The sequence below is a fragment of the Citrobacter sp. RHBSTW-01013 genome, from assembly GCF_013781985.1.
Lineage (GTDB): Bacteria > Pseudomonadota > Gammaproteobacteria > Enterobacterales > Enterobacteriaceae > Citrobacter > Citrobacter braakii.
This window is the reverse complement of record NZ_CP056185.1, coordinates 2,185,416-2,198,728: the sequence shown is the minus strand read 5'-3', so window position 1 is coordinate 2,198,728 and position 13,313 is coordinate 2,185,416. Positions and strand designations below refer to the sequence as shown.

The following is a 13,313-nucleotide window of genomic DNA, read 5'->3' as shown; positions in this document are numbered from 1 at the left end:
ATCAGTATCTCATTACAAAGTGACAGAGAGCCGCCACGCCAGCGCGGCCAGAGTGACGAACAGCACGGGCAGAGTCATGATAATGCCGGTGCGGAAGTAATATCCCCAGGTGATGGTCATATTTTTCTGTGCCAACACATGAAGCCACAGCAGAGTTGCCAGACTGCCTATCGGGGTGATTTTAGGACCTAAATCGCAGCCAATCACATTGGCATAAATCATGGCCTCTTTGACGACGCCGGTCGCAGCACTCCCGTCAATGGACAATGCACCAATCAGCACCGTCGGCATATTGTTCATCACAGACGACAAGAAGGCAGTCAGGAAGCCGGTACCGAACGTGGCAGCCCATAAACCTTTGTCTGCCAGCATATTGAGTACAGCAGAAAGATACTCGGTGAGTCCTGCATTACGCAGGCCGTAGACGACCATATACATACCCAGCGAGAAAATCACGATCTGCCAGGGCGCCCCGCGCAGCACTTTCCCGGTATTAATAGCGTGGCCACGCTTGGCTACCACGAACAGCACCGCAGCCCCAACTGCTGCTATCGCGCTTACTGGGATCCCCAGCGGCTCCAGAACAAAGAAACCGACCAACAGGAACAGCAGAACAATCCAGCCCGCCCTGAACGCCGCCGGATCTTTAATCGCACTGGCGGGCATCTTGAGCAGTGAAACGTCATAACTGGCCGGGATATCGCGGCGGAAGAAGAGATGGAGCATGACCAGCGTGGCAGCAATGGCCGCCAGGTTTACAGGGACCATCACGGAGGCATACTGTGTAAAGCCCAGGCCGAAGAAATCCGCCGAGACAATATTGACCAGGTTAGAGACAATCAGCGGCAGGCTGGCAGTATCTGCGATAAATCCTGCAGCCATGACAAAGGCCAGCGTCGTCGCCTGGCTGAACCCCAGGGCGAGCAGCATCGCAATCACAATCGGCGTCAGTATCAGTGCTGCACCGTCGTTAGCAAACAGCGCAGCGACAGCAGCGCCAAGCAGTATTATCCAGGTAAACAGCAGGCGACCACGCCCGTTACCCCAGCGGGAGACATGCAGCGCGGCCCATTCAAAGAAACCGGACTCATCGAGCAGCAGGCTGATGATAATCACCGCGATGAATGCCGCTGTTGCGTTCCAGACGATATTCCAGACTACGGGAATATCATCAATGTGGATGACCCCCGTCCCCAGTGCCAGTAAGGCTCCGATACTTGCGCTCCAGCCAATGCTGAGACCTCTGGGCTGCCAGATGACCAGGACCAGCGTCAGTATAAAAATACTCCCTGCCAAAAGCATTTTAGATTCCTTTATATATGATTATGTGAATATGACAAATTCTCTCAACAGGATGTGCAGGCTGATTTTTTCAGCCATTCACCCACATCTTTCCTCAGACACAGCCAGGACGTCGTGATCGTCTCAGCGGCCCACGCAGGCATGTGGGGAGACAGACGGTAGTGAATCCATTTGCCTTCCCGGCGGTCAAGCACCAGTTCCGCTTCTCGCAGAATAGCCATGTGGCGAGAAATTTTAGGCTGTGATTCAGAGGTCGCCGCGCATATATCGCATACGCACAGTTCGCCGGATTCCCGGAGAAGCATAACAATGGCGAGACGGGTTTCATCCGACAGGATTTTAAAAAGCTGAACAGGCTGTAGCATTTTTTACTCCGTTCCCTTTAGAATACATATATGATAAATCATATGTGTTGAATTTGAAATCACAGAACCTCCCGGAGGAGTAAAAAATGGAACACTTTCCTGCACTGAATGCTGATTGCTTCGATCAGCAGATTGCTGAACGCCTGCAGCTCCAGGAGCCGCCACGCATACTGATCCTGTATGGCTCGGTAAGAGAGCGTTCTTACAGTCGTTTTGCCGCAGAAGAAGCGGGACACCTGCTGACGGCGATGGGAGCGGAAGTAAGACTGTTTAATCCCTCAGGTTTACCCCTGCCGGATGATGCCCCAGATACGCACCCAAAAGTCACCGAGCTGCGCGAGCTAGTCAGATGGTGTGATGGGATGGTGTGGAGTTCCCCGGAGCGGCATGGGGCAATGAGTGCGGTGATGAAGGCACAGATCGACTGGATACCCTTAAGCGAAGGGGCCGTTCGCCCTTCACAGGGAAAAACACTGGCGGTGATGCAGGTCTGCGGCGGGTCGCAGTCTTTTAACGCCGTGAACCAGATGCGTATCCTTGGGCGCTGGATGAGGATGTTCACGATCCCTAACCAGTCCTCAATAGCCAAAGCCTGGCAAGAATTCGATGAGAGCGGGCGAATGAAACCTTCGTCCTGGTATGATCGTATCGTCGATGTCGTCGAGGAGTTGTTTAAAATCACGCTGCTGCTCAAGGGGCAAACCGATTACCTTGCTGATCGCTACAGCGAACGAAAAGAGAGCCATCAGGAGCTTTCATCCCGCGTCAATCAGGCGAAAATATAACGTCCTTTTTTACTGAGCTCAAAAACGTCCGCTTTTTGCTGGGCGTTCAACCGCTGGATGCAACAATGTTAATTCTTTGCTGGCTGCGAACCGATAAGCCAGCTCCTTTTGGAAAATACTGTCTGAGCAATCTGTTCGTATTTTCATTAGAACCACGCAGCCAGGGAGATTGAGGATTACAGAAATAAATTTGGGAAGCCGCCCTTATCATCAGGCTCTTTGCGATACCTTTTCTTTATATTTACATATCCAAAACATCATAAAGTTAAGATTTTTTGGACAAATTAGGGTATGGTTGAAGTTCATCCACTCAAGGAAAAGCCTATGTCAGAACGTAAAGACTCTAAATCACGCCGCAACTATCTTGTCAAATGCACCTGCCCAAACTGTACCCAACAATCTGAACACAGTTTTTCAAGAGTACAAAAAGGTTCTCTTTTAATCTGTCCTCATTGCAATAAAGTATTCCAGACAAACCAAAAAGAAGCAGCCTGAATCCGTTTTAGACTCTATTTCTGGAACAGAATCACCACATCTGTATTTTAAGATTTATCAAGCTACAGATAATAGAAAACCCGCTGGCTGCGGGTTTAGTATTTTCATATTTAAAAATAAAAAATATGGTGATATCTGGGAAAAGCTATCTTCTTGCGTATGTTGTCGTGCAAAGCAAGTGGTTAGACTTTTCGTGCAGCGAACCTACACGTACTCAAAATGGTCAGCATACTTTCTCATGCAAAAGAGAGATGAAATATGCTGACCGTTGCCCTGAATGCCGGATCAGTAACATTTCATCTCTACTGACCCAACAATACATCCATTGCTTCTGTCAGTATGTCTACTCAGGCTTTAGCCTTCTTCGTTATCGCATACAGACAAAAAAAGGATTTACTCTGTAATAACTACATTGCCAGCAACCGGACCTTTAGTACCATTCTCAATGGAGTAAGAGACTTTTTGCCCTTCAAACAAGGTGCGGAAATTATCGCTCTGGATAGCAGAAAAATGTACAAATAAATCTTTACTACCGTCAACAGGAGAAATAAAACCGAATCCCTTATCGGCATTAAACCATTTTACTAAACCATTCATCTTTTTTGACATTTTGTATTCCTTAATTTGGCCTTCCGGCGAACATGGTTTTATTACAGAAACTACTTAGTGCTTAGTGGGGAGACTCAAAGAAGGGATAAATATAAAACACCTGAAATGAGAACTGCTTTAGTAAACTACTTTGTATTTTGTCTGTTCTTCAAACCGACGCGACCATTAACGCACGGGCGTATATAATAATCAATGTTTATTTTAGTTATCCAGATCTCACGATTGCTGAAAAATATTTCTGGCATTATCCAGGGGTATGTGTATAGTGCAACACGTTATTAGCTTTAAGGAATTTTTTTGTCTCGTAAAATGACAGGAATTGTCAAAGCCTTTGACTGCAAGAGCGGTAAAGGCCTTATCTCCCCCTCCGATGGTCGCAAAGATGTACAGCTTCACATTTCAGCCTTAAGTCTCCGTGACTCAGAAGTACTCATCCCCGGATTACGCGTTGAGTTTTGTCGAATAAATGGTCTTCGAGGCCCCTCGGCTGCGAACGTTTATCTCTCATGACCTGTAGCCGCCCCTCCTGACTTCTGGAATCATAAAAGAGAATTTCAAAACAGGGAGAGTTTCATATGTATCAGAAAATCTATCTCAACGACTGGCTGACAGGCCTTAAGAGCTCATGCTGCACGCTGATAGTGACTCTGCTTGTTTTCATCTAACCTGTTAGTTCAAGACCGGTAAGAGTTGCAATAGCGTTGGCGTATCTGTGTTGAGCCCGTCAGGGTGATATGCTTGCGTTACACCCCAAATGCCTGTGATGCACATAGGATGAAAGCCAGGGGATTTCTGAGCTTGAAGGTTCGCTGAGCGAGAAGCGAGAAATTTCAGGCACAAAAAAACCACCCGTAGGTGGTTTCACGACACTGCTTATTGCTTTGATTATTCTTTTCTTTCCCATGGTACCCGGAGTGGGACTTGAACCCACACAGCGCGAACGCCGAGGGATTTTAAATTCTACGTAGGATCAATGAGTTACATAGCAGTGCATTGCGAAACTTTGCTGACGTTGAATGGTCGTCTTTGCAACCACTGGCAGAAAATGGATAGCCGTAGATTGCGTTGAGCACAGAAACAGCACAGGGTAATCGTCTACCTGGTCCTGTAAAGGAGGTTGTTGCCACACAAGCTAAAGCGCTTGACCTGCCCCCAGTATTCGGTACAACTGTCAGTTAGTAATATCTGTTCTGTGAACCGCTCTCTGAATGTGATCCATTCATAATCAGCGCTACCTTTAGAGGTTGAATACCCAGCCCCTGGTAAACATAACGTTCCAGGGGGTACTTTGCGATGAAGGATATTTTTACAGCGTAAATTCGTTTCCGGGTCCAGTGCCCTGGTTATTTACTATATAAGCATCTATTCTCTGATCATTAAATCGCCAGCAGTCAATGGCAAGATCCATCAGCAGGCGTTGCCTTGATGTGATGTTTTCCGCGGACCAGTCTTGATATTCATATCCATATTTCAGCTTAAAGCGATTTAATGCAGTGTTATCACCAATTGAGTACTGGGAGTGGAGTAATCGAGTCATGATGATTTCAGAGTTTAAATATTCTGTTTGTTTTTTCAAAAACCAGTCTTCACTCAAATCATTGCAGTTATTGACGGACTGGTTAATTGTACCCTCTAATAATGTTACATTACCAATCTTGTATAGATAACTTGTTCGATTTGCATCAGAGAACTCCCCGTTTTCAGGGGCGTTTCGTACCGTCTGAGGAAGAATATGCTCAATTTGCATCTGCTGAATAGCCTGCTGGCTCTTTTCCGGAAAACCGCAAAGATGGCGGATATGATTCTCTAATCTACCCAATACATAACGTTGGCGATACTGAGGCGTAAAATTATAGTCATTAATAATTGAGAATCGTTCTTTAAATTCATCTAAACGCTCCACAACAAAAGGTATAAGTGTTGCTGAAACAACATTTGCAACCTCTGCTTTCGTTTTCACATCCCGAAGCTTTACAGCCCATTGAGTAAAGCGTTGCTCATATGTCTTCGATTGAATAGCCATTGTATTTGTAAAGAATAAAAAGCTCTCAAGTTGAGCACCTAAGAAATCCATTACATCATCAGAACAACTAATGTCCAATGCCATTAGTAAAACCAAATGCTGACGTGAGCGATATTTATTAATATATCCAATGTTACTTACGTTTGGAAAACGGATATTTTCACGCCAGTAGGCTGCTTCATTTGTTGCATTGACCAGGTTAGCGTATCGTTCTGATAGTTTTTCCAATTCTTTGACGAGGACCATAGGGCGTGTCTTATACTGCAACGACAGTTCCCCCTCAGCTGAAATGATCCATTTATATATATCATCTTCACGCAAAATCCCGTGATGATATCGTGCCATCAGAAAGTAACGTAAAAAACGAAGCGGGTTATCACTTTCACCGCAAGACTCAAGGTTATTAGTGATGGATTTCCATGTTGTCTTTATTGCCGAAAACTGTTCTTCTTTTATCTGACTGAAAATCAAATTTTTAACAAGATCCATAGCATTAAGGCTGGCACCACGCTGATTGATCGTTTCGAAGATCTTTAATGCGCTACTTAAGTTCTCTGATTCAATGACAACCAGCTCAACTTTTGTTAAAAAAAAGCGAGCGAAGGAGATTAATCCATTCAAGCTATCTTGCAATTGGTATTTAAGATAATCACGAATGTGATCATACGCGTCAGCCATTTTTTTTACTGAAGCTGTTTCCGCAAAGGTATTGGTTTGCCCTTCAATTAACCGCGAAATAAATCCTCGACTTTCTTCATATTGAAGATCTAGTCTAATTAGATTTTCCTCACTATTAATATCATAACTAGAGAGCCATTCCTCAATAGTTTTCAGATATTCCAGGCCTTTTTTGTCAAGTGTATCCAATCTATCTTTTAATAGATCCCGTAAGGCACACATAGTGATGACAATAGTGGTCAACCGCTGCTGTCCGTCAATAACATCATGCTTTTCCCCATTCTTTACGATAATAACAGAACCGAGAAAATAACCATTTTGATCTTTCTGCTCTGGTTGGTATTCATTGTCTAAATCCATGATAAACTGTTCAACCTGATCATCAACCTTCCATACGTACTCACGTTGATAATCGGGAACTAAAAAATAATAATCGCTTAATTTTGATATATTTTTTACATCGGCTTCTATTTTCATTTTATATCCTTACATAGCTGGATGAACACCACAGATCATACTGATCCCAGATCCAATTCACAAACGAACAGGAGAGTAGACCCCTTCTACATTACAGCTATCTCCGTCATCAAAAATCAACTCTCCTGCACTATAACCATCCATGGATAAAATAGCCTTTTCATTGAGAGCCAGACTAAGGCACATTGATGTTTTTATCATATTATCTGTACCATAAACCTCATACCAGTTATCTTCTTTTTTAGAAACCTCTACCTCATACTTTCCTGAGTCAATATTAACCATGCTAAATACATTATCTACATCACATGAATCCTTGCTATCTGTAAAAATTATTTTTTTATCATAGCCATCAACCCTGAGATATGCGTCTTCAGAATAAGCATAAACATAACAATATTTAGTATTAACAAAAGAATCCTTCCCAGTAATTTGATATAAATTACTATCTTTTCTTGTGACATTTATTTCCCACGTATTGGCATGAACATAACCTGGAGCCAAAAACAGGGTTAATAAGAACGGTCCAATCTTGGCTTTAAAGTTTCTAACAGTTTTGAAAAACATAAAACCCCTTCTTATATAGTTCTGTAATATTTTAATTTAGCTGGGCTCTTACTACATATCAGCCAACAACATCCCAGCCATGCCATCCAGCCGTTTCTTGACCTTTTCCCACCCAGGCATAACCTGCCCCATCAGGCGGTAAAACTCTTCACTGTGGTTGTGCTCAGCAACATGGCATAACTCATGTAGCAAAACATAATCGATACATTCTGAGGATGCCTTAACCAGCCATGGATTCAGGGTCAGACAGCCTTTTGCTGAACAGTTGCCCCATTGCGTTTGCATCGCCCGCAGACGTATCGGAGGACGCTCACTGACCCAAAGGGTCTGCGGAATCAGTAAATCAAGCCTGCGCTGAAAAACATCTCTGGCACGTTCCCGATACCATTCAGCCAGCAATGCTTTAATCTTTTCTGCCGATTTGTGTCTGACAGTCACTTCCAGACGCCCACGCAACATTTTCACTCGTTGCGGCACAGTAGCGTCTTCTGTCACTTTCAACTGATATTGCTTACCGAGATAATAATGGCTTTCTCCGCTGACATACTGACGCGGAACAATGTGTGTCTGTTGCTCCCTGAAATCACGCAGTTGCTGGTATATCCAGCGCCCTCGTTTTTTCAGCGCAGACAACACCTCGTGCTCCTGTGTTTCTGGCGGTACAGAGGCCACTACCCGGCAGTCGGGATAAACCTTGATGAGCACCCTGCCCTTTACGACCTGACGCGGAACACACTGTACGGTGATGACATCATCACCATAAATAATGCGTAACGCTTTCACTGCTGGCGACTCTTTTTCACTCATGATTTCATCAAACCAACGCGCAGTATCTGGATGATAGTTTCCACAATACGGTTTACCTGATTCATTCCGGCACCTATTTCCCGGCAGGTCGTAAACAACAGCGGTAAGAGATTTGTCTTGACTGCTTTCTCGATATCCTGAGGGTTCAGGGAGTTTTCTGCCACTGCTTTGACGATGATACTGTCTACTTCAAAAGCCAGCTTCGTCCACTTCTCATGCACCTGAATGTCGTTTATCGCAAAAACCTCAGGCAGCTCTTTTTTAAATACACCGTAATATGCCTGAGCATGCTTGTTTACCGCCAAAGCATCCGGGACATCACTGAGCTTACGGGCTTCAACCTGTTCTTCAAACTCACGGAATAAGAGGTACTGCTTAAGTGGATGGTCGAACAGTTTTTCAGCCTCTTCGATTGCCATACGCAGGAGTCTGGAAAAGGCCTCCTGAGCATACGGATCATCACGCAGCTCCTGCTCAATCATCTTCGTCACACGGGTTTTAATGATGTCGGTTTCATTGCGGGTTTTATTGTTGTCCCACTCTTCGGGCTTTTCGCTCTTACCCATTTTACCGACTTCATACACGCCATCCGGTTCACGAACCTCAACGCCAGTGACATGCTTATCCAGCAGTTTTTTCACCTGCTCGGCGTAGTCGTCATAATTGACCTGCTCTCCACTTACCTGCATCGCCCACTGGCGAAGGCTGGACATCTGTTTTACGGTTTCTTTATAGAGATTTCGGTCTTGTTCCGTAAAGCTCTTGTCGGTGAAGAAGGTGGCGGACTGCAGTGCCACTTTCAGGCATCCGGCAAAGGCCGTTAACGCCTCGAAGAAATCATCACGGGTTTTCTGATGGATATCGACCATCTCTCCGTCACGTTCTTCCATTTTAGGCACCAGTACTGCACGTAACTGTTCAGTATCATTTTTGTTTTTAACACCGGCAAATATGGCCCACAACTGGTTATACAGATGCGGCAGACGTTTATATTCAGAGCTCATGGCGCTGTACAGCCCGTCAATATCCTTGATGTCGTATCCACCCTGGGTTCGGGAGGCGAGATCCTGATATTTGCCGATAGTCGTGTCCAGTTCAGCCAGAATGCCGCGATAATCAATCAGCAGGCCAAACTTTTTCAGTGGATGCAGTCGGTTTACCCGGGCAATCGCCTGGATAAGATTATGGGATTTAAGCGGTTTGTCGATATACAGCACGGTATTTTTCGGTTCATCAAACCCGGTGAGCAGTTTATCGACGACAATCAGCAAGTTAAGTTTATCATCGGTATCGAAACGACTGATGATATTGCGGGTATACACAGACTCCTCCTGCGTGCCGACATTATCCTTCCACCATTTCGTCACTTCCGGCAGTTTGCTTTCATCCACCTCGGTATTCCCTTCGCGGGTATCCGGCGGGCTGATAACTACAGCTGACTCAAACAACCCAGCTTCATCAAGATACTTTTTATATTTGATGGCGGAGATTTTGCTGTCGCAGGCAAGTTGCCCTTTCAGCCCCTCATCAATATTTTTCGAGAAGTGTGTGGCAATATCGAGTGCGATAAGTCGGATGCGGTCATCTGCACTGTAAACCTCACCTTTACGGGCATATTTACGCTTAAGGTCGGCTTTTTGCGCTTCTCTTAACCCATCGGTAATACGATCAAACCAGGCATCTATTGCCCGATCGTTAACCTCAAGGTCGGGAATACGTTCTTCATACAGCAAAGGTGTAACGGCTTTATCTTCTACCGCTCGCTGCATGGTATAAGCGTGGACAATCGGCCCGAATTTATTAGTGGTCTTATCTTCTTTCAGCAACGGCGTACCGGTAAATGCCACAAAGGCGGCATTCGGCAGGGCCAGTTTCATTCGCACATGGTTCTCACCCCCCTGGCTCCGGTGTCCTTCATCAATCAGAACGATGATGTCGGAGCTGGTATTGACGCATTCAGGCAATTTTGTCGCTGAGTTAAATTTCTGGATAAGGGTAAAGATTATACGTTCTTTACCAGAGCCAATCTGCTGTGCCAGCTTCTGACCTGAGGTCGCCATCGCTTTGGCCTTATCATCCTTCCCGGCCAGTTCTCCACCAGAAGCGAAAGTACCGCTGAGCTGCCCTTCAAGATCGACACGGTCCGTCACCACCACAATGCGACACAGCTTCAGGCTGTCATGGAGGATCAGCGCCTTGCTGAGGAAAACCATGGTGTACGATTTACCTGACCCCGTGGTATGCCAGATCACCCCACCTTCCCTGCCCCCATCCGGTCTGCGAGTACTGATGCGTTCCAGTAGTCTTTTAATCCCGAACACCTGCTGATAGCGCGCGACAATCTTTCCGGTCTTTTTATCAAACAGGGTGAAGAAACGGGTCATCTCCAGCAGACGTTCCGGCGAAAGCAGACTGATAAGCAGCTTATCCTGCCCGCTGACAGCCAGTTCACCAGCGGCGATTAACTGTTGGTACCAGTCGAGATCGGCTGAAGGACGATGATCAAACAACGCATGAATTTGTTCCGTCGATAACTGATGGTTGCGCAGCGCATACATCTGCGGATCGGTAATATCTTCTTCGCGCCATGCCGCCCAGAATTTCATTGGTGTATGACAGGTGCCGTAGCGCCCGTCATACCCGTTAATCGACAGTAATAGCTGGCTATAGGCAAACAGCTGCGGGATTTCGTCGTTGAGCTGATTGCGGATACTCTGGGATATCCCTTCGTCAATGGTTGGCCCTTTCTTGCCGTGACCCGCCGGGCTTTTCGCTTCAATGACGGCCAGCGGGATACCATTCACAAAACACACAATATCCGGTCTGCGGGTTTCGACACCGCCTGACCGCAATACCGTAAATTCTTCGGTAAAATGGAACTGGTTATTTTCCGGATGTTCCCAGTCGATCAGCGCAATGGTGGGGTTCACCTTCTTGCCATCGACAAACTCCGTGACGGCGATACCGTAGAGCAGATGGTTATACATCCGCTCATTGGCTTTCAGCAGCCCTTCATTCAGCGCCGGAGAACAAACCTGCGATATCAGGTTATCCAGTGCCTTTTCCGATAACTGGCAAGTTTTACCGCCCGCCATAAAGGAACGCTTCGACAACGCCTCACGCAGAACCGGACGCAGCACCACCTCATCCTGTTTATAGCCCCGATAACCCATAATCTGTTTCGGGGGTAAAAACGTCCAGCCGAGGCTGGTCAGTAACGTCAGTGCCGGAATTTTGGCGCTGTATTCTTCCTGGAACTTTGGCGTGTACGTCTGGTTCATTAGCTTTCCTTGTTCTTCGCGTTAAGCGCTAACGGCTTCTTCAGCTTCTACTTTGACACGACGTTTTCCGGTCAGTAACTGCTGCATCAGAGCTTTTTTCTCGTCTTTGAGGCAGGCGAGTTTTTTCTCCAGGATGGAGATTTCAGCATCGGCAGCGAAAAGGACGGTGGCGATTTTTTGTTGTTCTTCTATCGCTTTAGGAATTGTCATATTTAGTGCCTTGATGGCTTCAACTTGAACGCCCTTAACCGTGCTCCCCGTCCCCATTTTTGCTATCTGTTCAGAGTGTAATAGAAACCAGTTGAAAATATATTCTGAGCAAACATATTCACTTGCACAAATTGCTTTTAAATCTTGGTTAATAGCAACATCGCAAGACGCCATCACTGTTTTCCCAACTGCCATTCTAGTCGCAATTATTACAGTTCCAGCAAGGACAAGATTTGATGCGCTCTCAGCTAAACCAATTTCGTTAATATACTCTTGAGCACCGTTAATACGTGGTGAAATTAGATCTTTAACTGTTACCCATGGGATATCTCCTCCCCATAGTCCGCTATTAGCTCGTGATGGTGTGCCCCCACCATAAATCCTACCGACTAAGCTCCCTAGCGGTCCTGAACGCCACTCCCCACTAAACCTAACCCCATTCTCATCCAGCAAGCGTTTCTTCCCGGTAAGCAATTGCTGCATCAGGGCTTTTTTCTGCTGCTGACTGTTGGCGAGAAGGTTTTCCGTCACCGAAATTGCATTGTCCCAGGTTGACAGAATTTTAACGATTCTCTTTTGTTCAGACAGTGGGGGGATATTAAATGGCCACTTAAACCAACTATCTAACTTAAAAATCATTTTCTCTATGTGCACACCAATGCTAGAGTGGAAGCAGGTTTGCTGGAAATATAGAGACTCCGATAGAAATTCCATATAAGGAAGATAAAAACCGGACTTCCCTGTAAGCACACAATATTCATTCGATACAATTGAGCCAGAAAGTTCTTTAGGTACAAGACCGCAAGCACCGTGCACAATTTGTCGTTTTGATATGAGAAAGTCGTCTTCGGTGATGCTGCCAACTTACTGATTTAGTGTATGATGGTGTTTTTGAGGTGCTCCAGTGGCTTCTGTTTCTATCAGCTGTCCCTCCTGTTCAGCTACTGACGGGGTGGTGCGTAACGGCAAAAGCACTGCCGGACATCAGCGCTATCTCTGCTCTCACTGCCGTAAAACATGGCAACTGCAGTTCACTTACACCGCTTCTCAACCCGGTACGCACCAGAAAATCATTGATATGGCCATGAATGGCGTTGGATGCCGGGCAACCGCCCGCATTATGGGCGTTGGCCTCAACACGATTTTACGTCACTTAAAAAACTCAGGCCGCAGTCGGTAACCTCGCGCATACAGCCGGGCAGTGACGTCATCGTCTGCGCGGAAATGGACGAACAGTGGGGCTATGTCGGGGCTAAATCGCGCCAGCGCTGGCTGTTTTACGCGTATGACAGGCTCCGGAAGACGGTTGTTGCGCACGTATTCGGTGAACGCACTATGGCGACGCTGGGGCGTCTTATGAGCCTGCTGTCACCCTTTGACGTGGTGATATGGATGACGGATGGCTGGCCGCTGTATGAATCCCGCCTGAAGGGAAAGCTGCACGTAATCAGCAAGCGATATACGCAGCGAATTGAGCGGCATAACCTGAATCTGAGGCAGCACCTGGCACGGCTGGGACGGAAGTCGCTGTCGTTCTCAAAATCGGTGGAGCTGCATGACAAAGTCATCGGGCATTATCTGAACATAAAACACTATCAATAAGTTGGAGTCATTACCTACCCTGCCAGTGCCTTTGCGCGTGGTCGTAAAAGCCGCCAAAAAGGCCGTAGTCAGTGGATTAAAAAAGGCCTGGAACTGGATTTTCGGCTGAATA

Annotated in this window: 12 protein-coding genes and 1 pseudogene; 4 read left to right on the top strand and 9 right to left on the bottom strand. The window is 46.2% G+C overall.

All coding sequences use genetic code 11. The features are described 5' to 3' along the window. Positions 1–12: 12 nt before the first annotated feature. The gene (locus tag HV350_RS10655; protein ID WP_181630449.1) at positions 13–1,302 is read right to left on the bottom strand and encodes an arsenic transporter; all 1,290 of its coding nucleotides are present in this window, start codon (positions 1,300–1,302) and stop codon (positions 13–15) included. Between the two features lie 44 nt (positions 1,303–1,346). Continuing rightward, on the bottom strand, positions 1,347–1,667 hold the full coding sequence (locus HV350_RS10650) for a transcriptional regulator (RefSeq protein WP_181630447.1): 321 nt from the start codon (positions 1,665–1,667) through the stop codon (positions 1,347–1,349). An 86-nt stretch (positions 1,668–1,753) separates the two neighbouring features. Here HV350_RS10650 and arsH point away from each other — a divergent pair, with 86 nt between their 5' ends. Beyond that, a complete protein-coding gene (gene arsH / locus HV350_RS10645; RefSeq protein WP_181630446.1) occupies positions 1,754–2,452 on the top strand; it encodes an arsenical resistance protein ArsH in 699 nt (232 codons plus the stop codon). Between the two features lie 58 nt (positions 2,453–2,510). Here the strand turns inward: arsH and HV350_RS26510 are convergent. Then, positions 2,511–2,645: pseudogene (locus HV350_RS26510) on the bottom strand (IS30 family transposase); the annotation flags it as partial. A 131-nt stretch (positions 2,646–2,776) separates the two neighbouring features. Here HV350_RS26510 and HV350_RS10640 point away from each other — a divergent pair. Further along, the gene (locus HV350_RS10640) at positions 2,777–2,947 is read left to right on the top strand and encodes a YnfU family zinc-binding protein (RefSeq protein WP_162835200.1); all 171 of its coding nucleotides are present in this window, start codon (positions 2,777–2,779) and stop codon (positions 2,945–2,947) included. A gap of 393 nt (positions 2,948–3,340) precedes the next feature. Here the strand turns inward: HV350_RS10640 and cspA are convergent, their stop codons facing one another. Next, entirely contained in the window at positions 3,341–3,556 is a 216-nt protein-coding gene (gene cspA / locus HV350_RS10635; RefSeq protein WP_016153470.1) for an RNA chaperone/antiterminator CspA, read from the bottom strand. A gap of 297 nt (positions 3,557–3,853) precedes the next feature. On the opposite strand from cspA, the gene cspH reads away from it, so the two are divergent. Then, entirely contained in the window at positions 3,854–4,066 is a 213-nt protein-coding gene (gene cspH, locus HV350_RS10630; protein WP_049040548.1) for a cold shock-like protein CspH, read from the top strand. Positions 4,067–4,862: 796 nt separating this feature from the next. Here cspH and HV350_RS10625 read toward each other — a convergent pair. Genes HV350_RS10625 through HV350_RS10605 form a run of 5 tightly spaced genes read right to left on the bottom strand, consistent with a single transcriptional unit; the run spans position 4,863 to position 12,454 of the window. Further along, positions 4,863–6,734, bottom strand: coding sequence for a DUF262 domain-containing protein (locus HV350_RS10625; protein WP_181630444.1), 1,872 nt, complete (start codon positions 6,732–6,734; stop codon positions 4,863–4,865). 57 nt (positions 6,735–6,791) lie between these two features. Next, complete coding sequence (locus HV350_RS10620; protein WP_181630442.1) at positions 6,792–7,301, bottom strand: hypothetical protein; 510 nt, start codon at positions 7,299–7,301, stop codon at positions 6,792–6,794. Between the two features lie 51 nt (positions 7,302–7,352). Next, a complete protein-coding gene (locus HV350_RS10615; RefSeq protein WP_181630441.1) occupies positions 7,353–8,108 on the bottom strand; it encodes a SprT family zinc-dependent metalloprotease in 756 nt (251 codons plus the stop codon). Continuing rightward, on the bottom strand, positions 8,105–11,389 hold the full coding sequence (locus tag HV350_RS10610) for a type I restriction endonuclease subunit R (protein WP_181630439.1): 3,285 nt from the start codon (positions 11,387–11,389) through the stop codon (positions 8,105–8,107). The genes HV350_RS10615 and HV350_RS10610 overlap by 4 nt, the downstream gene beginning before the upstream one ends. Positions 11,390–11,410: 21 nt before the next feature. Further along, on the bottom strand, positions 11,411–12,454 hold the full coding sequence (locus HV350_RS10605) for a restriction endonuclease subunit S (protein ID WP_256435608.1): 1,044 nt from the start codon (positions 12,452–12,454) through the stop codon (positions 11,411–11,413). A 49-nt stretch (positions 12,455–12,503) separates the two neighbouring features. Between HV350_RS10605 and HV350_RS10600 the strand changes: the two genes are divergently transcribed. Then, positions 12,504–13,201 (top strand): IS1-like element IS1A family transposase gene (locus tag HV350_RS10600; RefSeq protein ID WP_103215986.1). Its coding sequence is split into 2 segments (ribosomal slippage): positions 12,504–12,753 and positions 12,753–13,201, totalling 699 coding nucleotides; the frame shifts between segments, so codons are not numbered across the junction. Positions 13,202–13,313: the final 112 nt, after the last annotated feature.

Coding starts and splice junctions, on each gene's coding strand:
- HV350_RS10655 (WP_181630449.1), bottom strand. CDS start 1,302: ATGCTTTTGGCAGGGAGTATTTTTATACTGACGCTGGTCCTGGTCATC.
- HV350_RS10650 (WP_181630447.1), bottom strand. CDS start 1,667: ATGCTACAGCCTGTTCAGCTTTTTAAAATCCTGTCGGATGAAACCCGT.
- arsH (WP_181630446.1), top strand. CDS start 1,754: ATGGAACACTTTCCTGCACTGAATGCTGATTGCTTCGATCAGCAGATT.
- HV350_RS10640 (WP_162835200.1), top strand. CDS start 2,777: ATGTCAGAACGTAAAGACTCTAAATCACGCCGCAACTATCTTGTCAAA.
- cspA (WP_016153470.1), bottom strand. CDS start 3,556: ATGTCAAAAAAGATGAATGGTTTAGTAAAATGGTTTAATGCCGATAAG.
- HV350_RS10625 (WP_181630444.1), bottom strand. CDS start 6,734: ATGAAAATAGAAGCCGATGTAAAAAATATATCAAAATTAAGCGATTAT.
- HV350_RS10620 (WP_181630442.1), bottom strand. CDS start 7,301: ATGTTTTTCAAAACTGTTAGAAACTTTAAAGCCAAGATTGGACCGTTC.
- HV350_RS10615 (WP_181630441.1), bottom strand. CDS start 8,108: ATGAGTGAAAAAGAGTCGCCAGCAGTGAAAGCGTTACGCATTATTTAT.
- HV350_RS10610 (WP_181630439.1), bottom strand. CDS start 11,389: ATGAACCAGACGTACACGCCAAAGTTCCAGGAAGAATACAGCGCCAAA.